Genomic DNA, 25818 nt, shown 5'->3' with positions numbered 1-25818 from the left:
GTTGCCGGTTCCGACATAAGAGGAACCCGTTGCCGCCGGATTCAGCTCGATGAACGATACCCTGCACCTCGTTTGCACGCATTGTCAGGCTGTCAACCGCGTGCCGCGGGGCAAGCTCGGCAGCGGCCGGTGCGGGAAGTGCAGGGCGCTGCTGCGCGACGATCATCCGATCGAGCTCGACGCGGCCGCCTTCCGCCGCCAGGTGGAGAAGAGCGACCTGCCGGTGGTGGTGGATTTCTGGGCGCCCTGGTGCGGACCGTGCCGCAGCATGGCGCCGCATTATGAAGGCGCCGCCCAGGCCTTCGGACCCACGGCGCGCTTCGCCAAGCTGAACACCGAGGCAAATCCCGACATCGCCGCGGCACTCAACATCCGCAGCATTCCGACCCTGGCGATCTTCGCCGGCGGTCGCGAGATCGCCCGCCAGGCCGGCGCCATGCCGGCCGGCGCCATCACCGAGTGGGTGCGGCGGAACCTGCCGCAATAAGCGCTTCGACATGGCCGGCGAGGCTCGCCGCGATCCGCGCCGTATCGAAATGCGGCGCCGCGGCGAAGCGGGTGCGGAGTTCGCGGCGCAGGTCGCGGCGCCGCGCCACGTCCCAGACCAGCTCCACCGCCTTGTCCACATAGGCGTCGCGGCTGCCGACGCAGAGATCCGCCAGGCCGGCGCCGGTGAGCAGGCTGGCGCCGGTGCGCTGCCAGGGCGCGATGCCGGCCCAGCTCACCGCCGGCACACCCATATGCAGTGGCTCGGCCAGACGCTCGCCCAGACTGAGCGGGAAGGGATCGAGGCAAAGATCGACCACGTTCCACAGCGCTGGCGGCGGCAGGCCCGATGCCTCGGCATGGGCGAAGTCGATGCGCTGGTCGATGCCGCAGGCCTCGAAGGCGGCGATCAGGTTCTTCCGCACCGTCGATACCGAATAGGCCGGACCGAAGAAGATCAGCCGCGCCGGCGGCAGTTCCTGCAGGATCGCCGCCCAGGTCTCGATCACGATCGGCCTTAGCCAGTCGGGCTCGGCCAGCGTGGCGAAAACCGGGAAGCTGGCGCGGACCGAAGCGACTTCCGGTTCGATCTCGATCTCCGGCAAGGCTTCGAGCGGCAGCCAGGCGCCGTCGAGCGGCAGCAGCTTTTCGATGCCGCCGCCCTTGGGCACCGCGGCCAGCACAGGATCGGCCAGAGTCGCGTTGACGGCGGAGAGGCCGGCAGGCACCGGCCGCTCCGGCCAGACGAGCTGTACCAGCGCCGGCTTGTAGGCGAGCGCCGAGATGCGCGCGCCGACGCGGCCATGCCCGTCGAGATCGATCACCGCGTCGAAACCGCGCGCGGCGAGCGCCTCGGCGATGGCACGCGCGGAGGTCTCCGGCGTCACCGTGACCTTGTCGAAAGCGTCGTGCAGCTCGTCGAATTGCTCGCGGGCGTCCCGATCGGCCGCGCCATGGACGAAGAGCTCCACCCGGAACCGGCCGCGATCCAGGTGACGCGCGACGCGGGCCGCGCGGGCGGCACCGTTCGGCGGCCCCGCCGTGCCGGCGAAGCAGAGTCGGATCTTGTCGCTTGGTGGGGACGCGGCCCGCGTCACCGGCAGGATCGAGGCGTCGATCGAGCGGGCGCGGGCCCAGTCGCGGATGCAGGCATTGAGTCGCTTCAGCCGCTCCGGCGTGTCGGCGGCGGCGAGCAGGCTCGGCAGCACGAAGGCGCGGCCGCGCTGGCCCTCCGGCAGCTGCTCGGCGAGGTCTAGCGGATCGCCGGCCTCGTCCGCCTTCAGGAAGTCGGCGGCATCGGACCACAGCTCCTGCAGCGCCAGTGCCGCCTCGGCGGTGATCTCCCCGGGCTCCAGCTTGGCGGCGAGGGCGAAGGCCTCCTCGTGCCGGCCGGAAGCGCGCATCAGGTCGATCAGATCGATCGCGGCCGCCACACCCTTCGGGTCGCAGTCGATCGCCACGCGATAGGCGCGCTCGGCCTCGCCGAAGCGCTGCTCCTCGCGCAGCAGGCGGGCATAGCGGTGATGCGCCTCGGCATGATCGGGCAGCGCCCAGATCAGGTCGCGGATCATGCCCTCGGCCTGGCGCGTCTCGCCCAGGCGATAGAGCTGCTCCGCGGCGGCGAGGACACGTTCGGGGTTTTCGATCACGGCCGGATTCCGGCCCGGGTCAATGCGCTCACGGCCCGCGCCGCTTCTTGAACTGGCGGCTGCCGGCGCGCCCGCCAGTGGAGCGCGGCTTCGCCTGGTAGGCGGCCTGGCCACCCTCGCCGAATTTCTGCGGCAGGCCGATTTCCAGATCGGCCTGTTCGAGGCGGCGCAGCTCGTCGCGCAGGCGCGCCGCCTCCTCGAATTCGAGATTGGCGGCGGCCTCGCGCATGCGCTTCTCCAGGCTGGCGAGATGCGTCTTCAGATTGTGGCCGACCAGATGCGCGACATCGTCGTCGCCTGTGCCGACGGTGAAGTGATCCGCCTCGTAGACGCTTTCGAGCACGTCGGAGATCTGCTTCTTGATGCTTTCCGGCGTGATGCCATGCGCCTCGTTATAGGCGCGCTGCTTGTCGCGCCGGCGATCGGTCTCCTTCAGGGCGCGGGTCAGGCTGTCGGTCATCTTGTCGGCATAGAGGATGACGCGGCCCTCCACGTTGCGCGCGGCGCGGCCGATGGTCTGGACCAGCGAGGTCTCGGAGCGCAGGAAGCCCTCCTTGTCGGCGTCCAGGATGGCGACCAGCGCGCATTCCGGGATGTCCAGGCCCTCGCGCAGCAGGTTGATGCCGATCAGCACGTCGAACGCGCCGAGGCGCAGATCGCGGATGATCTCGATCCGCTCAAGGGTGTCGATGTCGGAATGCAGATAGCGCACGCGGACGCCGTGCTCGCCGAGATATTCCGTCAGATCCTCGGCCATGCGCTTGGTCAGGGTGGTGACCAGCACGCGATAGCCCTGCTGCGCCACCGCCTTGCATTCGCCGAGCAGGTCGTCGACCTGATGCTCCACCGGGCGGATGATGCAGGTGGGATCGATCAGGCCGGTCGGACGGATCACCTGCTCGGTGAATACGCCGCCGGTGCGTTCCATTTCCCACGAGCCGGGCGTGGCCGAGACATAGACCGATTGCGGCCGCATGGCGTCCCATTCCTCGAATTTCAGTGGCCGGTTGTCGACCGCGGAGGGGAGGCGGAAGCCGTATTCGGCCAAGGTCGCCTTGCGCCGGTAGTCGCCGCGGAACATGCCGCCGATCTGCGGTACGGTGACGTGGCTCTCGTCCACCATCAGCATGGCGTTCTCGGGCAGGTATTCGAACAGGGTCGGCGGCGGCTCGCCCGGCCGGCGCCCGGTGAGATAGCGGGAATAGTTCTCGATGCCGGCGCAGGAGCCGGTCGCCGCCATCATCTCCAGGTCGAAATTGGTGCGCTGCTCCAGCCGCTGCGCCTCGAGCAGCTTGCCGGCGCCGCCGAGCTCCTGCAGGCGGATCTTGAGGTCGATCTTGATCTGCTCCATCGCCTGGTTCAGCGTCGGTTTCGGCGTCACGTAGTGGCTGTTGGCGTAGAGCTTGATCTGCTTCAGCGACGCGGTGCGCGCACCCGTCAGCGGGTCGAACTCGACGATCTGCTCCACTTCGTCGCCGAACAGCGAGAGCCGCCAGGCGCGGTCCTCCATATGCGCCGGGAAGATCTCGACGGCGTCGCCCTTGGCGCGGAAGGCGCCGCGGGTGAAGGACGCTTCGTTGCGGCGGTAATGCAGCTCGACCAGCCGGCGCAACAGGTCGTTGCGCTCGATCTTCTGCCCCGCCTGCAGCGACAGTGTCATCTCCGAATAGGTCTCGACCGAGCCGATGCCGTAGATGCAGGAAACCGAGGCGACGATGATGACGTCGTCGCGCTCCAGCAGCGCCCGCGTCGCGGCATGGCGCATGCGGTCGATCTGCTCGTTGATCGAGGCGTCCTTCTCGATATAGGTGTCGGTCCGCGGCACATAGGCCTCGGGCTGGTAATAGTCGTAATAGGAGACGAAATACTCGACCGCGTTCTCCGGGAAGAAGCTCTTCATCTCGCCATAGAGCTGCGCGGCGAGCGTCTTGTTCGGCGCCATGATCAGGGTCGGCCGCTGCTCCCGCTGGATCACATGCGCCATGGTGAAGGTCTTGCCCGAGCCGGTGACGCCGAGCAGCACCTGGTCGCGCTCGCCACGGTTGACGCCTCCGGCCAGCTCCACGATCGCCTGCGGCTGGTCGCCGCGCGGCTCGAACTCGGAGACCAGCTTGAAGGGAACGCCGCCTTCGCTCTTTTCCGGCCGCGGGGCGCGGCTCGGCAGCAGCAGCGGGCCACCGGTATCGGCCGCGGGGAATACGGGGAGCGGTACAGGTTTGAGCATCCGATGAGTATAACCGAGCGGCAAGCCGACGCTCACGGGAGGAAACGGTGACACCAAAAATTCGTGAAATCGCCTCGGGCCTTCGCTTTCCGGAAGGGCCGGTGGCGATGCCGGACGGTTCCGTCATCCTGGTCGAGATCGCCGCCGGCCGGATCTCGCGCATCCTGCCGGACGGTCGCCGCGTGACGGTCGCCGAGCCGGGCGGCGGCCCGAACGGCGCGGCGATCGGACCGGGCGGCAAGCTCTATGTCTGCAACAACGGCGGCAACGAGTGGTACGAGAAGGACGGGCGTACCTTTCCGGGCCTGGCCGACAAGGGCTATTCCGGCGGCCGCATCGAGGTGGTCGATCTCGCCAGCGGCAAGGTCGAGGTGCTGTACCGCGAATGCGACGGCGTGCCGCTCAAGGGCCCTAACGACCTGGTCTTCGACGGCAAGGGCGGCTTCTGGTTCACCGATCACGGCAAGACCTATCGCCGCTCGCGCGACCGCGGCGGCCTGTTCTACGCGCGCGCCGACGGCTCGATGATCAAGGAGGTCGTGTCGGCGCTGGACGGGCCGAACGGGGTCGGCCTGTCGCCGGATGGCGGCCGCGTCTACATCGTCGAAACCGGTCCCGGCCGCTTCTGGGGCTGGGATATCAAGGGCGAGGGCGAGGTGGAGCGCCTGCGCGGCGGGTTCGGCCATGAACGCGGCCATCTGCTGGCCGGCCTGCCGGGCTACCAGCTGCTCGACAGCCTGGCGGTCGATGCGGAGGGCTATGTCTGCGCCGCCACCATCGGCAATGGCGGCATCACGGCGGTCTCGCCCGATGGCAAGGTGATCGAGCATTACGCGCTGCCCGACCCCCTGGTCACCAATATCTGCTTCGGCGGGCCCGGCCTCCGCACCGCCTATGCCACGCTGTCGATGACCGGGAAGCTGGTCAGCTTCGAGTGGCCGAGAGCCGGCCTGCCGCTCCACCACCTGAACCGGTGACGGAGCGGCGTTGCCGCTACTTTTAGTGCGACAGGATGACCGGGACGGTCATGGTCTCCAGGATCGACCGCGTGGCGCCGCCGAAAGCGAGCTCGCGCAGGCGGCTATGGCCATAGGCGCCCATCACCATCAGGTCGATGCCGAAATCGGATACCGCGCCGAGCAGTGCGTCGCCGACGCCGATATCCCTGGCGACGGTGTGCTTGGCCTCGACCTTGACGCCGTGGCGGGCGAGATGCGTCGCCATGTCGGCGCCGGGATGGTGCGAGCCGCTGTCGGGGTTGACGCTGAACACGATCACCTGCTCCGCCTTCTTCAGGAAGGGCATGGCGTCGTGTGCGGCGCGGGTCGCCTCGCGGGTGCCGTTCCAGGCGATCATCACCCGCTTGCCGATGGTCGGGTAGTTGCCGACATAGGGCACGCAGAAGACCGGGCGTCCGGCGCTGAGGGCGACATGGGCGGCCAGCACCATGGTGCCGGGCAGGCCTTCATCCATCGGGTCTTTCTGATCGACGACGATCAGGTCGCAATAATGGCCCTGTTCGATCAGGTTGGAGATCTCCGGGCCGTCGGCCTCGCGCCATTCGAGATTGCGGCCGGCTTTGTCGGCGACCTTGAGCGCCGCCACCTTGGCTTGAGCCGCTCGATCCTTCAGGCGCGCCATCTCCTGCTCGATGACCCCGGCCGGGATGAAATCGACATAGCCGGTCGGTATGATCGGGGTGGGGATGACGTAGAGCGAGGTCACGTGGGCATCGAACTTGGCCGCCAGCGACAGCGCCACGTTCAGTCGCGCTTCGGCGCGCGCATCGCTGCCGCCTTGCACGAGTATGGTCTTGATCGACATAGGCTCTCCTCCTGGATTCTCGCCTGCCCGTTCTTATGGCCGGCGATTGAGGCGCCGGCGCTGACCTAGGTCAACTGCCGCGAACTATTTGCATCAGCTTGCCGGCGCAGGGCCGGGGCGCACCGAGGCAACGCGGAACGTATAGTCGTGCCCATCCGGCTCGTGGATGGTGACGTATTCGCCCGGGCGGAAGACGTGCTGCTCCAGCCGGTAGAAGGACTCGTCGTCCTCCTCCCCCGGCACGTAAGAGAACACCCAGCGATGATTCCGCGTGCGGTGCAGGCTGCCCATCCGCTCGTCCTCGCCCGGCCAGAAGCGGCGCACCTTGCATTGCGGCTTCGACTTGCCGAAGGCATCGGCATCGATATGGCCGTCCGGCATCAGCGGCGCCACGAACTCGTAGCCGCGGTCGCGGCTGCCGTTCGGGAAGTCGTGGCTGCGCGCCAATTCGAGGCGGATGGTGCTGAGCTTCATCGCGTCGTTCCCCGTCCGAGATTGACCAGACATGCACCCGTTCTGCACCAGGGCGCGCTCGAAACCGCCATCCTTCTCAATGAAGCCGAGCGCGGCAAGTTGCGCAGGAGAGGCAAGATTAGGGCATTCCCTCGTCTCGATCCGGAGTTTTCTGCACCCGAGCATGCGCGCCAATCCCACCAGGGCGTCGACCAGCATGACCAGCGGCTCCTTGGCATGCGCGAGCGCGGCCTGGGCAATCGGCTCGGACACGAGCACGCCCTGACGGTCTCGGGTGAAAACCACGAGCGCGTAGAGATAACCGCGTTCGCATGAGAGCCCGATGATGCCGCGCTGCGGCGTTCCGCCGCGGCCGATATGCCGCCGCCCGTAGGTGACCCAGCCATCCAGGGTCAGGTCCGGCCGGGCCAATCGGGCCAGCGGCCAAGCGTGCCGAAGGCTGTCACGGTCAAGAAAGACGGGATGAAGGGTAAGCAACCGCCAGCTCCGCAATGTCGAAACAGCAGAGCCGCCCCGCAGCTTGGCAGCTATGACTTAAGTCAAACGGGTGGTACCCTGCACTGCACAATTGGACTAGATGTCGCCGCGTCATGTCGTCTTCCTCCGATCGCCGCGTGCACGCTGTGCCGCTTCCCCAGGCCCTGAAGCGCGAGCCGGGCCTGCCGGCGCCGTGCGCCGCCTGCGCCGCGCGCACGTTTTCCGTTTGCGCGCCGCTGGACGGCGAGGCCCAGCATCGGTTCTTCGGCATGGCGACGCGGCTTCAGTATGCGCCGCGCAAGCTGCTGTTCCAGGAAGGGGATGCCGCGGACCACGTGTTCAACGTGACCGAGGGTTCGGTCTGTGTCAGCAAGGCGCTGTCCGATGGGCGTCGGCAGATAACCGGTTTCCTTCTGCCGGGCGATTTTCTCGGTCTGGCGCAAGGCGATAGCTACGCCTATTCGGCCGAGACGCTGACCGAAACCAATGTCTGCAAATTTCCGCGCGGCCGTTTCCAGCGCTTCCTCGCCGAGAACCCGCAGATGGAGCATCGCCTGCTCGGCATGGCCTCGAACGAGCTCGCCGCCGCACAGGACCAGATGCTGCTGCTTGGCCGCAAGACGGCGATCGAGCGTGTCGCCTCGTTTCTGGTTTCGCTCTCCGATCGTCGCGCCGCGCGCGGCTTTGCGACGTCGCCGCTGCCTTTGCCGATGACCCGCGGCGAGATCGCCGACTATCTCGGCCTCACCATCGAGACGGTAAGCCGCGCTTTCACCAAGCTGCGCAAGCAGGAACTGATCGCATTGGAGACGATCGACCGGGTGCAGATCCCCGATCTCGAGAACCTGCGCGACCTCGCCCTCGGCAGCTGACCCCGAACTTCGCGGGCGCTTCACAAGCATGATGAATTGACGCGAGCGTGCCGGTTGACCGGGCGCGCCGCTAAGCTGCCGCTCCCGAAGGTGCCGGCGAGAGGAAGCCCATGACCTACATGACCGAGGAGCGCCGCCTCATCCAGGCGCAGGCCCGGGAATTCGCCATGAAGGAGGTGCTGCCGGTGGCCAATCGGCTGGACCCGGTGCAGGGCGAGATCCCGATGGAGCTGCGCGCGAAGATGGCGGCGATGGGCTATTTCGGCATCGTCATCCCGGAGGAGTATGGCGGCCTCGGCCTCGGCGTCTTCGAGTACTGCCTGATCACCGAGGAACTGTCGCGCGCCTGGATGAGCGTCGCCTCGATCATCGCGCGCGGCAACGGCCTCTCCGCCGGCCGCGGCATGAGCGAGGAACAGCGCCGGCACTACCTGCCGAAGATGGCGCGCGGCGAATATCTCGGCGCCGGCTCGATCTCGGAACCGAATGCCGGCTCCGACGTCGCCAACATCTCCTGCCGCGCGCGGCGCGACGGCGACAGCTGGGTCATCAACGGCAACAAGTACTGGTGCACCTTCGCCGATGGCGCCGATTACATCATGCTGCTGGCCCGCACCTCCGATCCGCCGGATCCGAAGCGGCGCCATCTCGGCATTTCCAGCTTCATGATCCAGAAGCCGCGCGGTGAGCTGCCCAAGGGCTGCAAGGGCGCGCCGATCCCGAAGATCGGCTATTTCGGCTGGAAGACCTGGGAGCTCGCCTTCGACGATTGCCGCATCCCGGCGGATTGCCTGGTCGGCGAGGAAGGCCGCGGCTTCTATTACACCTCGGCGGGCCTGGAGCGGGCGCGAGCGCATACGGCGGCCCGTGCCATCGGGCTCGCCCGCGGCGCGCTGGAAGACGCCATGGCCTATGCCCAGACGCGCGTGCAGTTCAACCAGCCGATCGGCGAGTTCCAGGCCATCCGGTTCAAAATCGCGAAGATGGCGACCGAGATCGAGGCGGCGCGACAGCTGATGTATTTCGTCTGCGACGAGATCGACAGCAAGCGCCGCTGCGACCGCGAGGCGGCGATGGTCAAGCTGTTCGCCTCCGAGATGGCGGAGCGCGTGACCTCGGAAGGCCTGCAGATCCTCGGCGGCGCCGGCTACACCAAGCTGCATGCGATGGAGCGCCACTGGCGCGATGCGCGGCTGACCAAGATCTTCGAAGGCACCTCCGAGATCCAGCAGCGCATCATCTCCGACAGCCTGCTCGGCAAGCCCGCCGGCTGATCGCTATCAGCGCAGGTGCCGGCGGAAGCTTTTGAGGAATCCGAGAGCAGGGGACTCGCCGCCATCCGGCGCGGGCTGCCCGGCGGGGCGCTGGAGAAAGTCGTTCAGGTTGCTCTGGCCTTCGCCGGCAAGCGCCTCGGCGCCGACGAAGCCCATGCTCCAATCGGCGAAGGACCGCTCGCGCACGCTCTCCTCGGCCATGACGATGATGCCCTGGTGCCGCGGGTCGCGCCGAATCCGCTGCATCAGCGCGTCGACGGCCGATTCCGGCCCTTCCACGGCCTGGATGAAGTTGCCGTCGTGAAAGAGCAGCATGCCGGTGATGTCGGCTTGGGCGTTGTTGCGGCGCGACTGGTCGAGGAGCGCGAGGATGGTTTCGCGCCTGAACGGCACGGCGGCAGCGCTGACATAGACGATCATCTTGAAGGAGGCGGGCATCGGCAGGCACCACGAAACGAAACGCGCATCTGGTTTAGCTCCGTTCCTGCCTTTGGCAAGTCTGGCCATTGGGAAGCGGCGTCATCGGGCTTCACGCCGCTCTTCGGTCTCTGCATGATCGCCGTCAAGCAACGACGACGGGAAGGAGACGGCCATGCGCATCGGAATGCTGCTTCGCTACGACGGGAAAGCGGGCGGGCCCGATATGGAACCGGTGCTGGAGGCCGAGCGGCTCGGCTTCCACTCGGTCTGGGCCGGCGAGAGCTACGGCACCGATTCGGTGACGCCGATCACCTGGGTGCTGGCGCGAACCAGCAAGATCAAAGCCGGCACCGGCATCATCCAGATGGGTGCCCGCACGCCGGCTTGCGCGGCGATGACGGCGATGACGCTCGCCGCCATGTCGAACAACCGCTTCCTGCTCGGCATCGGCCCCTCCGGTCCGCAGGTGATCGAGGGCTGGCACGGCGTCGCCTATGGCAAGCCGCTGACGCGGACGAAGGAATATATCGAGATCATCCGCCAGGTTCTGGCGCGCAAGGGTCCGCTCGAATACCAGGGCGAGCACTACACCATCCCCTACAAGGGGCCGGGCGCGACCGGCCTCGGCAAGCCGCTGAAGAGCATCCTGCACGGCGACCCGGGCTTGCCGATCTACACGGCGGCGATCTCGCCGCCGGGCCTGCGCACCGCGGGCGAGGTGGCGAACGGCGTGCAGCCGATCTTCATGTCGCCGGAGCGCAGCGCGATCATCGCCGGCCCGGTGAAGGAAGGCCTCGCCAAGGCCGGCAACAAGCCGCTCGCCGATTTCGACATCGCGCCCTTCGTGCGCGTGCGCATGGGCGATGATCTGGAAGCTTGCCGCAACGCGGTCAGGCCGGAACTCGCGCTCTATATCGGCGGCATGGGCGCGCGCGAGAAGAACTTCTACAACGACTTCGCCAAGCGCCTCGGCTACGAGGCGGAGGCGAAGCAGATCCAGGACGCCTTCCTGGCCGGCCGGCGCGAGGAGGCGATGGCGGCGGTCCCCGACAAGCTGATCGACGAGATCTGCCTTGTCGGCCCGAAGGACCGCATCAGGGACCGCCTGCAGGTGTGGAAGGAAGCGGCGAAGCGCCACGAGGTCGGTACCCTGCTGCTCGGCGGCGCCAGCACCGAGGCGATGCGGGCGATCGCGGAGGCCGCGCTCTGACCATGCCGGGTGGCGCGGAAGATTTGCGCAACTTCGCGCAAGGCTTCCGGGTCGACGGCACGCTGGTTCTCTGGGGCATCGGTCTGGCTGAGGCAGCACGGCTCTTCGGTGCCGCGCCGCGCGATGGCCGGCCGGTCGCCCAGTTCCTTTGCCGCGATGTCGCGGGGATCGCGGTGCTGAGCGGAGAGCTCACCGCGCCGCAGGTGGACCGGCCGGTGCTCGGCGCGTCGTTCGAAATCGCGCCCGTTCCGCAGGCGCTGTGGCGGCCGAACCACTGGTACGACATGTTGAAGGCCGCGTTGGGCGAGCCCGCGGCGGCGAGCCGCAGCGACGTGCCGCCCCATGCCGACGCCTCGGGCTGCGTGACTTTCTATGCGCGCTGGAACGGGGACGATTGCAGCATCGGCCTGTCGATCTATGGCGCGCCCCGTACAGTCCTGGGCGGTCGGTCGATCGGCACGCTCTGGCTCGGCTGGAGCGAGGCGAAGGCCGCCGAGCCCTTCATCGCGGAATGGCGAGAGCGATGTGCCTGGCTCGACGGCTGCGCCGCCCGACTGTCGAAGCTCGATCGTTTCAGCGTCGACGAGAAGCTCTATCCGATGTCGAGCGGTGGTTATCACCCGGTCGGCCTTTCGGCCGAAATCGCCGCGCGCCGCGCGAGCGGCCTCGTGCTGCACTATCCAGACATCCTCCTCACCCCGCGTGCGATCGCCTCGAAGCTGACGACCAGGAGCTTCGCGATCTGGACCAGCGAGGCAGACGGCATCTGGTGCGCGTCGACGGCCTGGGACAGCATCGCCTATCCGATCGGTACGCCGGTGACGGCGAACTGGGCGGAGATCCTCGCAGCCAAGGGCCCCGGCTATTCCGAGCTCGGCATCCGGCCCTGGGGCGTGCGCAGCGGCGACCGCTCCCGCGAGATCGCCGCCGCCGCGCAGCGGTTGCGCGGCATTCCGGGCGTCACCGTCAAGCACCACGAAGGCTACAACGCCTGAGGGCGGCTCAGCCCGTCAGGTCTTTCAGCAGCGGCAGGGTCTCGGCGGCGATCCATTCGATCTGGCGGTCGCGCTCCTCGTAAGGCCCGACCAGGTCCAGGATCACATGCCGTACGCCCGCCTCGTAGAAGCCGCGGATCTGCTCCGCCACCTGATCGGGCTTGCCGAGCGCGGCGTAGCGGCGCGTCGCGTTGCGGAAATCCATCGCATAGCGCGCGCTCAAGGTGACGGTCGCGGCGTCCAGCGCCTTCTCGTAGGTATCGTCGACGCGGGCGAAGAGGAGGTGGCCGGTGCCGTAGGTCGCAAGATCGCGGCCCTGCGTCGCCGCCTCGATCTTCTCCAGCGACGACTTGTACATCGCCGGCGTCACCACATAGGAAAGCCAGCCATCGGCCATGCGTCCTGCGCGCGCGAGCGCCGCGTCGGATCGCCCGCCGCACCAGATCGGCGGGCCGCCCGGCTGGCGCGGCGGCGGGCGCATCGGCACGCCGTCGAACTGGAAGAAGCGGCCGCGATGCGTCGCCGGCTCGCCGGTCCAGAGCTTGCGCAGGACCTCGATGCTCTCGCCGAGCCTCGCGCCGCGCTCGGTGAGCGGCACGCCGCAGGCTTCGTACTCCTTCGGAAACTCGCCGCCGACGCCGACGCCGAAGATGAAGCGCCCCTCGGTCAGGTGGTCGAGGGTCGAAACCTGCTTGGCGACCGGCGTCGGATGGCGCAGCGGCAGCAGATAGACCGCGGTGCCGAGGGTGAGGCGCTGGCTCACCATCGCCGCCTGAGCGAGCTGCTGGAACGGATCCAGGATCGCGACCGGGAAGGAGATGTGGTCGCCGACCCAGAGCGAGGCATAGCCGGAGCGGTCGACCAGCTCGACCAGCTCGCGCAGCTCGCCGATGGTGGGCATCCACGGCGCCGTCGCCGGCTCGGTGCGGCGATGGATAGTCTGGATGCCGACCTTCAGCCGTTTCTCCAGCGGCAATGTCATGCGTCCCTCCCGGTTTCCGGCGCCCGCTTCCTAGGCTTGGGCCAGCATTCCTTCAATCAGGTTCTGCACCGACAATGCGTCCCGGGCGGAGGCGATGTGATGCGGCCTGCCGTCGAGCCACGCGGCCATGTTGTCGAGCTGGCGGGTAAAACCTTCGCCGCGGGCGTCGTGCTCCGATGCGATCACCGGCGACCATGCCTCGTTGCCTTGCGCCATCTGCAGCCAGAACCAGTCATGCAGCCGATAGCTGCGGCGGTCGCCATGGACCAGCATTTCTACCCGATCGGGGCCGGCGCCGCCTGTGCCGCCGACGATGGTGACCGGCACACCGCCGGCCCGGAGCGCGGCGGTGATATGGGTCTCGCAGAGTGCCGGGTCGCTTTGGAAAACCGGGGTCGAGCCGAGCAACTTGGCCGGGCCGAGCAGGCGCTCGATCAGGAAGACGTAGTGCGACAGCACCTCGCGAGTGAAGCCGCCTTCGGCGCGGAAGCGCAGCCAATCGGCCGTCACTTGCCAGTCGCGCGGCCAGCGCGCGAAATGCACGCCGACCGAGATTCCGCGGATCTGCCCCATCGAGCCGTCCTTGAGCGCGCCGGCAATGGTCTCGACCGCGCGGCAGGATGCCTGGATGAAATTGACCGCGTTCGGCACCTTTGCCGCTTCCAGCCGATCGACCAGATCGCGGCTCTCCGCCGCGTCGGTCCCGAGCGGCTTTTCGCATAACACCGCCTTCCCCGCCGCCATCGCCGCCAGGGCATGGATGCGGTGAAATGCCGGTGGGCAGGCGATGTAGACAAGGTCGGCCAGCCCGCCGGTTGCGCTGGCCGCGTCCGGCACGACGGCGAGATCGGGATGCTCGGCGGTAGCGGCGGCGACCGCCTCGGAGCTCGGGTCCCAGGCCGCCTGGATTGAGAAACGTGGATGCCGACCCAGATTCGCGATCATGCGGCGGCCCATGATGCCGAGCCCGATTACCGCGACGCCGTAGCTCGTTGCCGCCATACTTCACCCTCCGATCGGCCGATCCTGCAGGATCGGCGATGATAGCGCGGCTGCGGGGGAGGGAGGGCAAATGAAGATCACCGACGTCACGGTCACGCTGTTCGCCTGGGACGGCATCCCGCCGACGCAATACGGCCGGCATACCGGCCGCTTCGCGGGCGTGAGCGATCTCGGCCTCGTCACCATCCGCACCGACCAGGGACTGGAAGGTCATGCCTTCCTCGGCGCCTCGAGCCGCCCCGCCAGCGACGATGGCGGCACGCTGATCCGCCATCTGAAGCCGCTCCTGGTCGGCGACGACGCGCTCGACCGCGAGCGTCTGGTGCAGCGCATGTGGCAGCGTGGGCGCGCCACCACCTTGCGCTGCATCGGCGCCGTCGACATCGCACTCTGGGACCTGGCCGGCAAGGCGGCGGGCATGCCGATCCACCGGCTGATCGGCACCTATCGCGACAGCGTGCCGGCCTATGCGAGCTCGGCCGTGCTGCCATCGCCCTCGGCATACGCGGAGGAGGCGCAGGCCTTCAAGGCGCGCGGCTGGACCGCCTACAAGATCCACCCGCCGACGCGCTGGGAGGAGGACATCAAGGTCTGCGAGGCGGTGCGCAAGGCGGTCGGCGACGACTATCGCCTGATGCTGGATTCGACCTGGGCCTACCAGTATCCGGAGGCGCTGCGCGTCGGCCGCGCCATCGAGGATCTCGGCTTCTACTGGTACGAGGACCCGTTATCGGAGGACGACATCACCTCCTACGTCAAGCTGCGCCAGCAGCTCCGCGTGCCGATCCTGGCGACCGAGTACACGCCGGGCAGCCTGACCGCCTATGCGCCCTGGCTCACCCTGCAGGCGACCGACTATTTGCGCGGCGATGTCGCGGTGAAGGGCGGCCTCACGGCGTGCCTCAAGGCGGCGCATCTCGCCGAGGCCTTCCACATGAACTACGAGGTGCACCATGGCGGCAACTCGCTGAACAACGTCGCCAACCTGCATCTCGCGATGGCGATCCGGAACTGCGAGTATTTCGAGGTGCTGCTGCCCGACGCGGCGCAGAAATGGGGCCTGGTGAAAGATATCGAGGTCGATGCCCAGGGCTTGGTTCACGCCATCGACAAGCCGGGCTTGGGCGCCGAGATCGATTTCGAGCTGATCCGCAAGAAGCAGATCGGCGTGCTGAGCTAGTTCAGCTGCTGCGTGCTCACGCCGCGATTGCCCGGCGGTTGCGCAGCCGGCGGCTGGCCATAGGCCGGCTGCCCCGCCGGCGGTTGGCTCGCCGGCGCGTTGGGGGAGAGGCCGGGGCTGGTGCGCATCGGCGCGGCCTGGCCGGTGGTCGCCTGGGTCACCACCACCTCGACATAGGAGCCGTAGAGCGTGCGCGGGCTGACCTGCACGGTCGCCACGCGGCCGCCGCGCTGGAAGTTCAGCACGCTGGTCGGCCCGCGGAACACCGAGATCTCCTGCCAGCCCAGCGCCGGCATGTCGCGGCGGTAGAAGGTCACCATGTCCTCGGCGGCGGCGTTGATGGTGTAGACCACCTTGCCGTTCCAGGTGTCGCCCTCGCCGAAGATCACCGTCTTGCTGCGGCTCAGGTCGTAGCCGCGCGGCAGCGCCAGGTCGGTCAGCGCCGCCAGCCGCATATCCGCCTCGCTGTTCGAGCTGCTGCAACCGGCCGCGGCCAGAGCGCCGCACGCGGCAAGTAGAAGAAGGCTGCGTCGATGCAGATTCGCCATGATTCTCTCTCGCCCGACGGGCCGGCCCGACTCGGGAGGCCCTTATTTGGTTTACGCCATAACCACAGAGCGATGCGGCTGCAACATGGCCAGAATGCGGCGCCAACATTGACTTGAGGGCATGAGGGTCTACACTCGCCCCCCGCTCGCACATTCAAGCTAATGTCCTGCGGCAGCGTGGTTTTCCCGCGTTGTCACGGCCCCGGGCGAAGAACCCGCGAGCGCGGAAACAAACGGTGTCGGAAGCAAATGGCCAGCGCGGAGCGACCTCTTTCCCCGCATCTTCAGATCTACAAGCCGCAGATCTCCTCGGTTCTTTCCATCCTGCACAGGATTACCGGCGCGGCACTGGGAATTGGGCTGCTGCTGCTTGCCTGGTGGCTGATCGCTGCTGCCGCCGGCCCCGATGCCTTTGCCACGGTCCAGGGCTTCATCGGCAGCTGGCTCGGCCGGCTGATCCTGCTCGGCTTCACCTGGGCGTTGTTCTACCACCTGCTGAACGGCATCCGGCATCTCGGCTGGGACCTGCTCTGGGGCCTGGACCTGCCGACCATGACCAAAACGGGCTGGGCGGTGGTGATCGGCTCCGGCGTGCTGACGATCCTCGCCTGGATCGTCGCCTATGCGATGAAGGGCTGACCCAGATGGCCGACGCGAACAGATACCGCTCGCCGCTGGCGCGCGTGCGGGGTCTCGGCGCCGCCAAGACCGGCACCGAGCATTTCTGGCTGCAGCGGGTCACCGCCGTGGGCCTGATCCCGCTCGTCATCCTCTTCGTGATCTACCTGCTCGGCCTCGTGGGTGCCGATCTCGCGACGGTGAAGGCGACGCTCGGCCGCCCGGTGCCGGCCACGATCACCATCCTGCTGCTGGTCGCCGCATTCTGGCATGCCAAGCTTGGCATCCAGGTGATCATCGAGGACTACGTTCATCACGAGGGCACAAAGCTCGCGAGCCTGCTGCTGCTCTCCTTCGCCTGCATCGCCATCGGGCTTGCCTCGGTGCTGGCGGTGCTGAAGCTCGCGCTCGGGATCTGACGCCATGTCGAAGAGCTACAAGATCATCGATCACGTCTACGACGTCATCGTCGTCGGTGCCGGCGGCGCGGGCCTTCGCGCCACCCTCGGCTGCGCCGAGGCCGGCCTGAAGACGGCCTGCATCTCCAAGGTGTTCCCGACCCGCAGCCACACCGTGGCGGCGCAGGGCGGCATCTCGGCGGCGCTCGGCAATATGGGGCCGGACGACTGGCGCTGGCACATGTACGACACCGTCAAGGGCTCCGACTGGCTTGGCGATCAGGACGCGATCGAATACATGTGCCGCGAGGCGGTGCCCGCGGTGCTGGAGCTCGAGCATTTCGGGGTGCCGTTCAGCCGTACCGAGGAAGGCAAGATCTACCAGCGCGCCTTCGGCGGCATGACCACCGAATACGGCAAGGGCACGGCGCAGCGCACCTGCGCCGCCGCCGACCGCACCGGCCATGCCATGCTGCACACGCTCTACGGCCAGTGCCTGAAGCACGATGTCGAGTTCTTCATCGAGTATTTCGGCCTCGACCTGCTGATGACGGAGGAGGGCGCCTGCGCCGGCGTGCTCGCCTGGAAGCTCGATGACGGCACCATCCACCGCTTCAAGGCGCAGATGGTGATCCTGGCGACCGGCGGCTATGGCCGCGCCTATTTCTCCTGCACCTCGGCGCATACCTGCACGGGCGATGGCGGCGGCATGGTGCTGCGGGCCGGCCTGCCGCTGCAGGACATGGAGTTCGTGCAGTTCCATCCGACTGGCATCTACGGGGCCGGTTGCCTGATCACCGAAGGCTCGCGCGGCGAGGGCGGCTATCTCACCAACTCGAAGGGCGAGCGCTTCATGGAGCGCTATGCGCCTTCGGCCAAGGATCTGGCGAGCCGCGACGTGGTCAGCCGCGCGATGACGATCGAGATCCGCGAGGGTCGCGGCGTCGGCCCGAAGAACGACCACATCTACCTGCATCTCGACCATCTCGACCCCGCGGTGCTGGCCGAGCGCCTGCCCGGCATCTCGGAGAGCGCCAAGATCTTCGCCGGAGTCGACGTGACGAAGGAGCCGATCCCTGTGCTCCCGACCGTGCATTACAATATGGGTGGCATCGCCACGAACTATCACGGCGAGGTACTGACCAAGCTGAACGGCGATCCCGACAAGGTGGTGCCCGGCCTGATGGCGATCGGCGAGGCGGCCTGCGTCTCGGTGCACGGCGCCAACCGGCTTGGCTCCAACTCGCTGGTCGATCTCGTCGTGTTCGGCCGCGCCGCCGCCATCCGTGCCGCCAAGGTGGTGACGCCGGGCGCGGCGCCGCGCGAGGCCCCGGCGGCGGCGACCGAGAAGGCGCTCGACCGTTTCGACAAGCTTCGCCACGCGAAGGGCGGCAGCCCGACCGCCGGCATCCGCGACCAGATGCAGCGCACCATGCAGACCAACTGCGCGGTGTTCCGCACCGGCGACGTGCTGCAGGAGGGCTGCAAGCTGATGGACAAGGTGCATGGCAGCTGGGCCGATGTCGACGTCAAGGACCGCTCGCTGGTGTGGAACTCGGATCTCGTCGAAACCCTCGAGCTCGACAACCTGCTCGGCCAGGCCATGGTCACCATGTACTCCGCGGCGAACCGGCAGGAGAGCCGCGGCGCCCATGCGCGCGAGGACTATCCGGAGCGCGACGACAAAGAGTGGATGAAGCACACCCTCGCTTGGTGCGACGAGCGCGGCAAGGTGACGATCGACTACCGCCCGGTGCACACCTACACGCTCACCAACGAAGTGCAGTACATCGCGCCCAAGGCGCGGGTCTATTAGGAGCGCGCCCGAGATGGCCGAGTTCACGCTGCCGAAGAATTCCAAGGTCAAGGCCGGCAAGACCTGGGCCGCCAAGCCCGGCGCCAAACAGCCGCGGCGCTTCCACATCTATCGCTGGAATCCGGATGACGGGCAGAATCCGCAGGTCGATATCTACGAGGTCGACATGGCGGAATGCGCGCCGATGGTTCTCGACGCGCTGATCAAGATCAAGAACGAGATCGACCCAACGCTCACCTTCCGCCGCTCCTGCCGCGAGGGCGTCTGCGGCTCCTGCGCGATGAACATCGACGGCACCAACACGCTCGCCTGCACCATGGCGGTGGAGGACTGCGCCAAGGGCGGCGACGTGAAGATCTATCCGCTGCCGCACATGCCGGTGGTGAAGGACCTGGTGCCCGACCTGACGCAGTTCTACGCGCAATACGCCTCGATCCAGCCCTGGATGCAGACGCAGTCCGCCACGCCGAGCCGCGAGCGGCTGCAGTCGAAGGAAGACCGCCAGAAGCTCGACGGCTATTACGAGTGCATCCTCTGTGCCTGCTGCTCGACCTCGTGCCCGAGCTACTGGTGGAACGGGGACCGCTATCTCGGCCCCGCCGTGTTGCTGCAGGCCTGGCGCTGGATCGCCGACAGCCGCGACGAGATGACCGGCGAACGGCTCGACAACCTCGAGGATCCGTTCCGGCTCTACCGCTGCCACACGATCATGAACTGCGCCAAGACCTGCCCGAAGGGCCTCAACCCGGCCCGCGCCATCGCCGAGATCAAGAAGCTGATGGTCGAACGGCGTCTCTGAGACATTCCTTCACTGCCAAGGACGCCAAGAGCGCGAAGGCACGCCAAGGAACCAAATAGTAATTCTTGGCGTACCTTTGTGTCCCTTGGCGCTCTTCGCGGTTCAGACCTCAGATCCCCTGTCGCACTTTCGGCCCTACCTCCTCGGCGATCAGCTGCATGGTGTCGAAGACGAGGCTCTGCGGCATGCCGGCCCATTCGATGCTCATGATCAGGTGATTGGCGCCGATGCGGCGATGGATCGCGATGATCTGCTCGGCCACTTCGTCGGGCGAGCCGATCAGGAAGCGGTCGCCGGCCAGCGCGTCGAAAGCCTGGGATAGGTCGTTGTCGCCCGCCGGCATCTCCTTGTCCTGGCCCCAATCGGCATAGGCCTTGTACTTGGCTTCGAGATAAGGCCCGCAGAGCCGGATCGCCTCCGCGCGGCTCTTGGCCACGAACAATTCGCGCCGCATCGGCAGCTCGGCCGGGAAGGGACGGCCGGCGGCGTCGAGCGCGCGCTTGTAGATCTCCATCTGCCGCTCGATCGTGGCGATCTGATTGTGCGGATTGATGTACCAGCAATCGCCGAGCCGGGCAGCGCGCTCGACACCGACATCGGCATTGGCGCCGATCCAGATCGGCGGATGCGGCTTCTGCACTGGCTTGGGCAGGCAGCTTGCCTCGTCGAGCTCGAAATGCCCGCCCGAAATCGTCACCTTCTCCTCGGTCCAGAGGCGGCGCAGCGCGACGAGATTCTCCTCGAACCGTCGCACGCGTTCCTGCTTCGGCACGCCGAAGGCCTTGAACTCCACCTCGCGATAGCCGAGCCCGGCGCCGAAGACCAGCTTGCCGCCCGACATGACGTCGAGCGCGGCGAAGTTCTCGGCGAGCGCCAGCGGCGTCTCCAGCGCGACGAGCACGATGCCGGCGACCAGGCGCAGGTTCGGCGCCTCGGCGCTGAACCGCGCCAAGAGCGGCACCTGGCTCAGCATCTGGAACGGATAGCTGCTCCAATGCGAGGTCTTGGTGATCGAATCGAAGCCGAGCGCATCGGCCTTCCGCGCCATCGCGATGGTCTCGGCGAAGCGCTGCGCCATATCGTCCTTGGCTGGATACTGGCCGCGCACCACCAGGCCGAACTGGAATTTCTTTGTCATGGAACCTCCCAGAACCCGGGAGGATGTTAGCGCAAAGCGGCCCGGCGCTTCATGTCCTCGCAGGCGAACAGAACCCGCTCCGGCGTCGCCGGCGCGTCCAGGCTCACCGGCACACGGTGATCGCCGAGACTCGCCACCGCGTCGCGGAGCGCGCTCCAGACGGCGATGGCGAGCAAGAGCGGCGGCTCGCCGATCGCCTTGGAGCGGTAGATGGTCGGCCGCGGGTTGGGTGAGTTCTCCAGGATGCGCACATTGAAGATCGGCGGCACGTCGCGGCTGCCCGGGATCTTGTAGGTCGAGGGTCCGTCGGTGCGCAGACGGCCTTGGGCGTCCCACCACAGCTCCTCGCAGGTGACCCAGCCCATGCCCTGCACGAAGGCGCCCTCGATCTGGCCGAGATCGATCGCCGGGTTGAGCGAACGGCCGCAATCCTGCAGCAGGTCGGCGCGCAGCACCTTATGCTCGCCGGTCAAGGTGTCGATCGCCACCTCCGCCACCGCGGCGCCGTAGGAAAAGTAGTAGAACGGCTCGCCGGTCATCGATTGCGGGTCCCAGCTGATATCCGGCGTGCGATAGAAGCCGGTGGCCGAGAGCGAGATGCGGTGGAACCAGGCGAGATGCGCCAGCTCGCCGAAGTCGAGCACATGGTTGCCGGCCCTCACCTGGTTGTCCTGGAATACCACCTGGTCCAGCGCCGCGCCGAAATGCGCCGCGGCGAAGCCGATCAGGCGTTCTTTGATGGTGTTCGCCGCGGCGAAGGCCGCCATGCCGTTGAGGTCGGAGCCGGTGGAGGCGGCGGTGGCCGAGGTGTTCGGCACCTCCGCCGTCGTGGTTGCGGTGATCTTGATGCGGTCGAGATCGACCTTGAACACATCCGCCACCACTTGCGCGACCTTGGTGTGCAGACCCTGGCCCATCTCGGTGCCGCCATGGTTCAGGCGGATCGACCCGTCGGCATAGATATGCACCAGCGCGCCGCCCTGGTTCAGGGTCGGCAGGTTGAACGAGACGCCGAATTTGAGCGGCATGAAGCCCAGGCCGCGCTTCACCACCGGGCTTGACGCGTTGAAGGCGTCGATCGCCGCGCGGCGCGCTGTCCAGTCGGACGATGCCAGCATTTCCTGCGTCACGCGCGGCAGCAGATTGTCGAACACGCGCTGGCCGTAGGGCGTGACGTCGCGCCCACCGTCGCCGTAGTAGTTCAGCTGCCGGACGGCGAGCGGATCGCGGCCGAGATGGCGCGCGATGTGCTCGACCACCGCCTCGATGGCGGCGGCGCCCTGCGGCCCGCCGAAACCGCGGAAGGCGGTGTTCGACTGCGTGTTGGTCTTGCAGCAGAAGCCGCGCGCCCTGGTCGCCGGCAGGTAATAGGCGTTGTCGATATGGCAGAGCGCCCGCGTCATGACCGGGGGCGAGTGATCGGCCGACCAGCCGGCACGGCTGGCGAGCAGGATGTCGAGCCCCCGGATGCGGCCCTCGTCGTCGAACCCGACCTCGTAGCGGGCGAGGAAATCGTGCCGCTTGCCGGTCACCCGCATGTCGGTGGCGCGGTCGAGGCGGAGCTTGACCGGCTTCGCCGTCTTGCGCGCGGCCAGCGCGGCGAGGCCGGCGACCAGGCTCGCCTGGCTCTCCTTGCCGCCGAAGCCGCCGCCGAGCCGGCGCACCTCCGTTGTCACTGCATTGTACGGCAGGCCAAGCAGGCGCGAGACGATGTGCTGCACCTCGGTCGGATGCTGGGTCGAGGCGACAAGGCGCATATCGCCGTCCTCGCCCGGGATGGCGAGCGCGATCTGGCCTTCGAGATAGAAATGCTCCTGCCCGCCGACCTTGACCTGACCTGTCAATCTCTGCGGCGCGCCGGCGATAGCTGCGGCCCAGTCGCCGCGCTTCATCTCCATCACCGGCCAGACGACGCTTTCGTTCGCCAGCGCCGCTTCGATGGTGAGAACCGGCGGCAGCTCTTCGATGTTGAGCCGGACGGCCTCGGCTGCATGCACGGCCCGGTCGCGCGTCGCCGCGACGACGATGGCGACGGGATGGCCAAGATATTCGACCTTGTCCGTTGCCAGCGCCGGCTCGTCCTTGCCGACCGGCGCCACGTCGTTGACGCCGGGAATGTCGGCCGCGGTAATCATCGCCACCACGCCGGGCATCGCCAACGCCGCCGCGGCATCGATCCCCTTCAGCCGGCCATGCGCAACCGGGCTGGTCACCAGCGCCGCGTGCAGCATGCCGGGCGGGCCGGCCTGGTCGTCGAGATAGATCGCCTCGCCGGTCGTGTGCTTCAGCGCGCTATCGTGGCGGACTGAGCTGCTGACGGCGCCATGACGGGGCGAGAGCGTCGCCGCGCTCATGGCATCGCCTCCAGCCCCGCGGGTGCCGGGCCGGCGATCAGGAAACGGCGCAGCAGATTGCCGGCGACGGCCATGCGATAGGCGGCGGTCGAGCGCATGTCGTCGATCGGCGCAAGATCGCCGGGCAGCGCGGCGACGGCAGCGTCGACCGCCGCCGCATCGAACGGCCCGCCGACCAGACAGGCTTCCGCCGCCATCGCCCGCTTCGGTGTAGCCGCCATGCCGCCATAGGCGAGCCGCGCTTCGACGACGCGACCATCCTCGATGCGCAAGCGGAACGTGCCGGCGACGTTGGAGATGTCCTGGTCATAGCGCTTGGAGACCTTGTCGCAGCGAAACAGGTCGCCGTCGACGAGCTTCGGCAGTCGGATCGTGGTGATCACATCATCCGGCTTCAGCGCGGTCTTGCGATAACCGGTGAAGAAATCGGCGATTGCCACGTGCCGGCTGCCGGCGCGCGAGGCGAGCTCGATTTCAGCATCGAGCGCAAGCAGGAACGGCGCGCTGTCGCCGATCGGCGAGGCGGTACCGAGATTTCCGCCGATCGTGCCGCTGTTGCGGATCTGGCGCGAGCCGAGCCGCCGCAGATAGGTGCCGAGGGTCGGGTAGAGACGGTCCAGATGCGGCAGCGCGCGGGCATAGGTGACGGCGGCGCCGATCTCGATGGCGGTCGATGTTTCGGTGATGTCGTTCAACTCCGGCACACGCGTCACGTCGATCGCGTCGACAATGGGCGCACGGTCGCGCGACGGGCCGAGGCCGAGATCGGTCGCCCCGGCAACGAGCACAGCCGCGGGACGCTCGGCGCGCAGCTGCAGCAGATCGGCCAGCGTGCGCGGCGCATGCCAGCCGGGAACATTCACGTCGGAATCGGCCAGCCCGCCCAGCGGGCTCGCCGTCGCATCCTCGCGCGCCGGGCCTGCGAGCCCGAGCGCGGTATCGACGATCGGCCGATAGCCGGTGCAGCGGCAGAGGTTGCCGGCCAGCGCCTCGTGCACGTTCTCGACGGTCACCGCCTCGCCGCTCTGCGCGAAGGCATGGAGCGACATCACGAAGCCCGGCGTGCAGAACCCGCATTGCGTGCCGTCGGTCTCGGCCAGCAGCCGCTGCACCGGATGCGCTGCGCGGCCGGGTCCGAGCAGGCCTTCGACCGTGGTGACGGCGCGGCCATCCACCTGGCCCATCAAGGTGATGCAGGCATTCACCGCCTCGAGCACCGGCTCGCCGTTCACAACGCGCGTGACGACCACGGTGCAGGCGCCGCAATCGCCTTCGGCGCAGCCTTCCTTGGTGCCGGTCAGCCGCTCGGTCTCGCGGATGAAGTCCAGAAGGGTCGTCGACGCCGCCGCGGTCTCGCGCGACTGCCCGTTCAGCAGGAAGCGGATGCGGTGCTCGGCGGTCATGGCTTGGGCGGATGCACCTTCTGCCAGTGGCGGGCGAGATCGACGCGGCGGCAGACCCAGACCTTGTCGTGGCCCAGCACATGGTCGAGGAATCGAATCAGCGCCACCGCACGGCCGGGTCGGCCGACCAGTCGGCAATGCAGCCCGATATTCAGCATCTTCGGCTGGCTCGCACCTTCGGCATAGAGCAGGTCGAAGCTGTCGCGCCAATAGGCGAAGAGCTCCTCGCTGGTCGGCAGATAGGTGCCGGCGACGGTGCGGTAGTCGTTGACGTCGAGCGTATAGGGCACGACGAGATGCGGCTTGCCGCCTTCGCTCACCCAATAGGGCAGGTCGTCGGCATAGGAATCCGACGAGTAGACGAGGCCCGGATGCTCCTCCAGCACGATGCGCCGCGTGTTGGGGCTGGTGCGCCCGGTGTACCAGCCATCGGGCTTGCGGCCGGTCGTCCTCTCATGGATCGCCAGCGCCTGGCGGGTATGCGCGCGCTCCTCGGCCTCGGGCATGTGCTGGTAGTCGATCCAGCGATAGCCGTGGCTCGCGATCTCCCAATCCGCCTCTTGCATCGCCGCGACCGCGGCGGGGTTGCGCTCCAGCGCCATGGCGACGCCGTAGACGGTCAGCGGCATCTGCCGCTCCGTGAAGGCGCGGTGCACGCGCCAGAACCCGGCCCGGCTGCCGTACTCGTACATCGACTCCATGTTCATGTTGCGGGCGCCCGGGATCGGCGCCGCGCCGGCGATGTCGGAAAGGAAGGCCTCAGAGGCCGGGTCGCCGTGCAGGATCGAGTTCTCGGCCCCTTCCTCGTAATTCAGTACGAACTGCACCGCGATGCGGGCGCCGCCCGGCCATTTCGGGTCCGGCGGGACGCGGCCATAGCCGATCAGGTCACGCGGATAGGCTGGCGTCATGGCGGGCTCCCCGAATTCTGTCGCCGATCTTAAAGCACGTGGCATGCCAGCTTCACGCCCTTGCTCGTTGCAGGGGTTACAATTCCCCACTACGAGGTCGCCACCAAGCCTTCTTGTCCAGGTCGCCCATCGTGAAAATCCGCCCATACCAGCCGGACGATCTCGAGGCGCTGTATGCGATCTCGCTCGCGACCGGGAATGCGGGAGCGGATGCCTCGCATCTCTACAGCGACCGCAGGATGATGGGGCACATCTACTCTGCCCCCTATGCATCGCTGGAACCCGGCCTTACCCGTGTCGTGGAGGACAGGGCGGGCGTCGCGGGCTTCGTCGTCGGCGCTGTCGACACGGAAGCCTGGGAAGCGAAGCTGGAACGAGAGTGGTGGCCGGCGCTGCGCCGGCGGTATGCCGCGCCGCCGGCGGCGGATGCGGCGCGTCGGACGCCGGACCAGCGGCGCGCTTTCATGATCCATCATCCGGCGCGGACACCGTCCGCGGTGACGCGGGAATATCCGGCGCATGCTCACATGAACCTGCTACCACGCCTGCAAGGGCGCGGGATGGGATCGCGACTGTTCAACGACTGGATCGGCATCGCGGTCGAGAGCGGAGCGCAGGCGGTGCATGTCGCGGTCAACCGGGACAATGTCGGTGCGGTTCGGTTCTGGCGGAAGCTGGGTTTCGTCGACTTGAATCTCGATGAGCTGCCCCCTGGCCGGACAATCTGGCTGGGCCGACCACACGCGGAAAACCGCTAGCGCCCC

General features: G+C 67.7%; 24 protein-coding genes. 12 read left to right on the top strand and 12 right to left on the bottom strand.

What is annotated here, in order from left to right; all coding sequences use genetic code 11:
- The first annotated feature begins 49 nt into the window (after positions 1–49).
- The gene (trxC, locus tag DT074_RS02685; protein WP_119418255.1) at positions 50–487 is read left to right on the top strand and encodes a thioredoxin TrxC; all 438 of its coding nucleotides are present in this window, start codon (positions 50–52) and stop codon (positions 485–487) included.
- Here trxC and DT074_RS02680 read toward each other — a convergent pair.
- Both DT074_RS02680 and uvrB read right to left on the bottom strand, forming a co-directional pair.
- Positions 453–2135, bottom strand: coding sequence for a tetratricopeptide repeat protein (locus tag DT074_RS02680; RefSeq protein ID WP_119418254.1), 1683 nt, complete (start codon positions 2133–2135; stop codon positions 453–455). The genes trxC and DT074_RS02680 overlap by 35 nt on opposite strands.
- A gap of 28 nt (positions 2136–2163) precedes the next feature.
- Positions 2164–4359, bottom strand: a complete 2196-nt coding sequence (gene uvrB, locus DT074_RS02675; RefSeq protein ID WP_119418253.1) for an excinuclease ABC subunit UvrB — start codon at positions 4357–4359, stop codon at positions 2164–2166.
- A gap of 47 nt (positions 4360–4406) precedes the next feature.
- On the opposite strand from uvrB, the gene DT074_RS02670 reads away from it, so the two are divergent.
- The gene (locus tag DT074_RS02670; RefSeq protein ID WP_119418252.1) at positions 4407–5336 is read left to right on the top strand and encodes an SMP-30/gluconolactonase/LRE family protein; all 930 of its coding nucleotides are present in this window, start codon (positions 4407–4409) and stop codon (positions 5334–5336) included.
- Positions 5337–5358: 22 nt separating this feature from the next.
- Here the strand turns inward: DT074_RS02670 and DT074_RS02665 are convergent, their stop codons facing one another.
- Entirely contained in the window at positions 5359–6183 is an 825-nt protein-coding gene (locus DT074_RS02665) for a universal stress protein (protein WP_119418251.1), read from the bottom strand.
- A 93-nt stretch (positions 6184–6276) separates the two neighbouring features.
- Positions 6277–7134 carry a hypothetical protein gene (locus DT074_RS28405; RefSeq protein WP_368744390.1) on the bottom strand — a complete coding sequence of 286 codons (858 nt, stop codon included), beginning with the start codon at positions 7132–7134 and terminating at the stop codon, positions 6277–6279.
- Positions 7135–7247: 113 nt separating this feature from the next.
- On the opposite strand from DT074_RS28405, the gene DT074_RS02655 reads away from it, so the two are divergent.
- Together DT074_RS02655 and DT074_RS02650 are read left to right on the top strand one after the other, a co-directional pair.
- Entirely contained in the window at positions 7248–8006 is a 759-nt protein-coding gene (locus DT074_RS02655; protein ID WP_119418250.1) for a cyclic nucleotide-binding domain-containing protein, read from the top strand.
- Positions 8007–8116: 110 nt separating this feature from the next.
- A complete protein-coding gene (locus tag DT074_RS02650) occupies positions 8117–9280 on the top strand; it encodes an acyl-CoA dehydrogenase family protein (RefSeq protein WP_119418249.1) in 1164 nt (387 codons plus the stop codon).
- Positions 9281–9286: 6 nt separating this feature from the next.
- Here the strand turns inward: DT074_RS02650 and DT074_RS02645 are convergent, their stop codons facing one another.
- Positions 9287–9718: a BLUF domain-containing protein gene (locus DT074_RS02645; RefSeq protein WP_162914572.1), complete on the bottom strand. Its 432-nt coding sequence runs from the start codon at positions 9716–9718 to the stop codon at positions 9287–9289.
- A gap of 154 nt (positions 9719–9872) precedes the next feature.
- Between DT074_RS02645 and DT074_RS02640 the strand changes: the two genes are divergently transcribed.
- A complete protein-coding gene (locus tag DT074_RS02640) occupies positions 9873–10910 on the top strand; it encodes an LLM class F420-dependent oxidoreductase (protein ID WP_119418247.1) in 1038 nt (345 codons plus the stop codon).
- Between the two features lie 2 nt (positions 10911–10912).
- Complete coding sequence (locus DT074_RS02635) at positions 10913–11905, top strand: hypothetical protein (protein ID WP_119418246.1); 993 nt, start codon at positions 10913–10915, stop codon at positions 11903–11905.
- Positions 11906–11912: 7 nt separating this feature from the next.
- Here the strand turns inward: DT074_RS02635 and DT074_RS02630 are convergent, their stop codons facing one another.
- Positions 11913–12887, bottom strand: a complete 975-nt coding sequence (locus tag DT074_RS02630; RefSeq protein WP_119418245.1) for an LLM class flavin-dependent oxidoreductase — start codon at positions 12885–12887, stop codon at positions 11913–11915.
- A 30-nt stretch (positions 12888–12917) separates the two neighbouring features.
- Positions 12918–13889, bottom strand: a complete 972-nt coding sequence (locus tag DT074_RS02625; RefSeq protein WP_119418244.1) for a Gfo/Idh/MocA family protein — start codon at positions 13887–13889, stop codon at positions 12918–12920.
- A 70-nt stretch (positions 13890–13959) separates the two neighbouring features.
- On the opposite strand from DT074_RS02625, the gene DT074_RS02620 reads away from it, so the two are divergent.
- Positions 13960–15069 carry an enolase C-terminal domain-like protein gene (locus tag DT074_RS02620; protein ID WP_119418243.1) on the top strand — a complete coding sequence of 370 codons (1110 nt, stop codon included), beginning with the start codon at positions 13960–13962 and terminating at the stop codon, positions 15067–15069.
- On the opposite strand, the gene DT074_RS02615 is transcribed toward DT074_RS02620, so the two are convergent.
- Positions 15066–15524 (bottom strand): hypothetical protein, encoded by a 459-nt coding sequence (locus tag DT074_RS02615; RefSeq protein WP_119418242.1) that lies wholly within the window; start codon positions 15522–15524, stop codon positions 15066–15068. The genes DT074_RS02620 and DT074_RS02615 overlap by 4 nt on opposite strands.
- 342 nt (positions 15525–15866) lie before the next feature.
- Between DT074_RS02615 and sdhC the strand changes: the two genes are divergently transcribed.
- The 4 genes from sdhC to DT074_RS02595 are packed head-to-tail and all read left to right on the top strand — an operon-like array spanning position 15867 to position 19248.
- A complete protein-coding gene (gene sdhC, locus DT074_RS02610; RefSeq protein ID WP_119418241.1) occupies positions 15867–16256 on the top strand; it encodes a succinate dehydrogenase, cytochrome b556 subunit in 390 nt (129 codons plus the stop codon).
- A gap of 5 nt (positions 16257–16261) precedes the next feature.
- Positions 16262–16654, top strand: a complete 393-nt coding sequence (gene sdhD, locus DT074_RS02605) for a succinate dehydrogenase, hydrophobic membrane anchor protein (protein WP_119418240.1) — start codon at positions 16262–16264, stop codon at positions 16652–16654.
- A 4-nt stretch (positions 16655–16658) separates the two neighbouring features.
- Positions 16659–18449, top strand: coding sequence for a succinate dehydrogenase flavoprotein subunit (gene sdhA / locus DT074_RS02600; RefSeq protein ID WP_119418239.1), 1791 nt, complete (start codon positions 16659–16661; stop codon positions 18447–18449).
- Between the two features lie 13 nt (positions 18450–18462).
- Positions 18463–19248: a succinate dehydrogenase iron-sulfur subunit gene (locus DT074_RS02595; RefSeq protein WP_119418238.1), complete on the top strand. Its 786-nt coding sequence runs from the start codon at positions 18463–18465 to the stop codon at positions 19246–19248.
- Positions 19249–19357: 109 nt separating this feature from the next.
- Here the strand turns inward: DT074_RS02595 and DT074_RS02590 are convergent, their stop codons facing one another.
- The 4 genes from DT074_RS02590 to puuE are packed head-to-tail and all read right to left on the bottom strand — an operon-like array spanning position 19358 to position 25054.
- On the bottom strand, positions 19358–20386 hold the full coding sequence (locus DT074_RS02590) for an LLM class flavin-dependent oxidoreductase (RefSeq protein WP_119418237.1): 1029 nt from the start codon (positions 20384–20386) through the stop codon (positions 19358–19360).
- A gap of 26 nt (positions 20387–20412) precedes the next feature.
- Positions 20413–22740 (bottom strand): xanthine dehydrogenase molybdopterin binding subunit, encoded by a 2328-nt coding sequence (gene xdhB, locus DT074_RS02585; protein WP_119418236.1) that lies wholly within the window; start codon positions 22738–22740, stop codon positions 20413–20415.
- Entirely contained in the window at positions 22737–24143 is a 1407-nt protein-coding gene (gene xdhA / locus DT074_RS02580; protein ID WP_119418235.1) for a xanthine dehydrogenase small subunit, read from the bottom strand. Before xdhA ends, xdhB begins: the two co-directional genes overlap by 4 nt.
- On the bottom strand, positions 24140–25054 hold the full coding sequence (puuE, locus tag DT074_RS02575; protein WP_119418234.1) for an allantoinase PuuE: 915 nt from the start codon (positions 25052–25054) through the stop codon (positions 24140–24142). Before puuE ends, xdhA begins: the two co-directional genes overlap by 4 nt.
- A 131-nt stretch (positions 25055–25185) precedes the next feature.
- Here puuE and DT074_RS02570 point away from each other — a divergent pair, with 131 nt between their 5' ends.
- Positions 25186–25812 (top strand): GNAT family N-acetyltransferase, encoded by a 627-nt coding sequence (locus tag DT074_RS02570; RefSeq protein WP_368744389.1) that lies wholly within the window; start codon positions 25186–25188, stop codon positions 25810–25812.
- The last annotated feature ends 6 nt before the right edge of the window (positions 25813–25818 follow it).

The organism is Desertibaculum subflavum (genome assembly GCA_003576705.1).
In the GTDB taxonomy this organism is placed as follows: Bacteria; Pseudomonadota; Alphaproteobacteria; order Ferrovibrionales; family Ferrovibrionaceae; genus Desertibaculum; species Desertibaculum subflavum.
The sequence above is the reverse complement of the archived record's forward strand: the minus strand, read 5'-3'. Positions and strand labels throughout refer to the sequence as shown.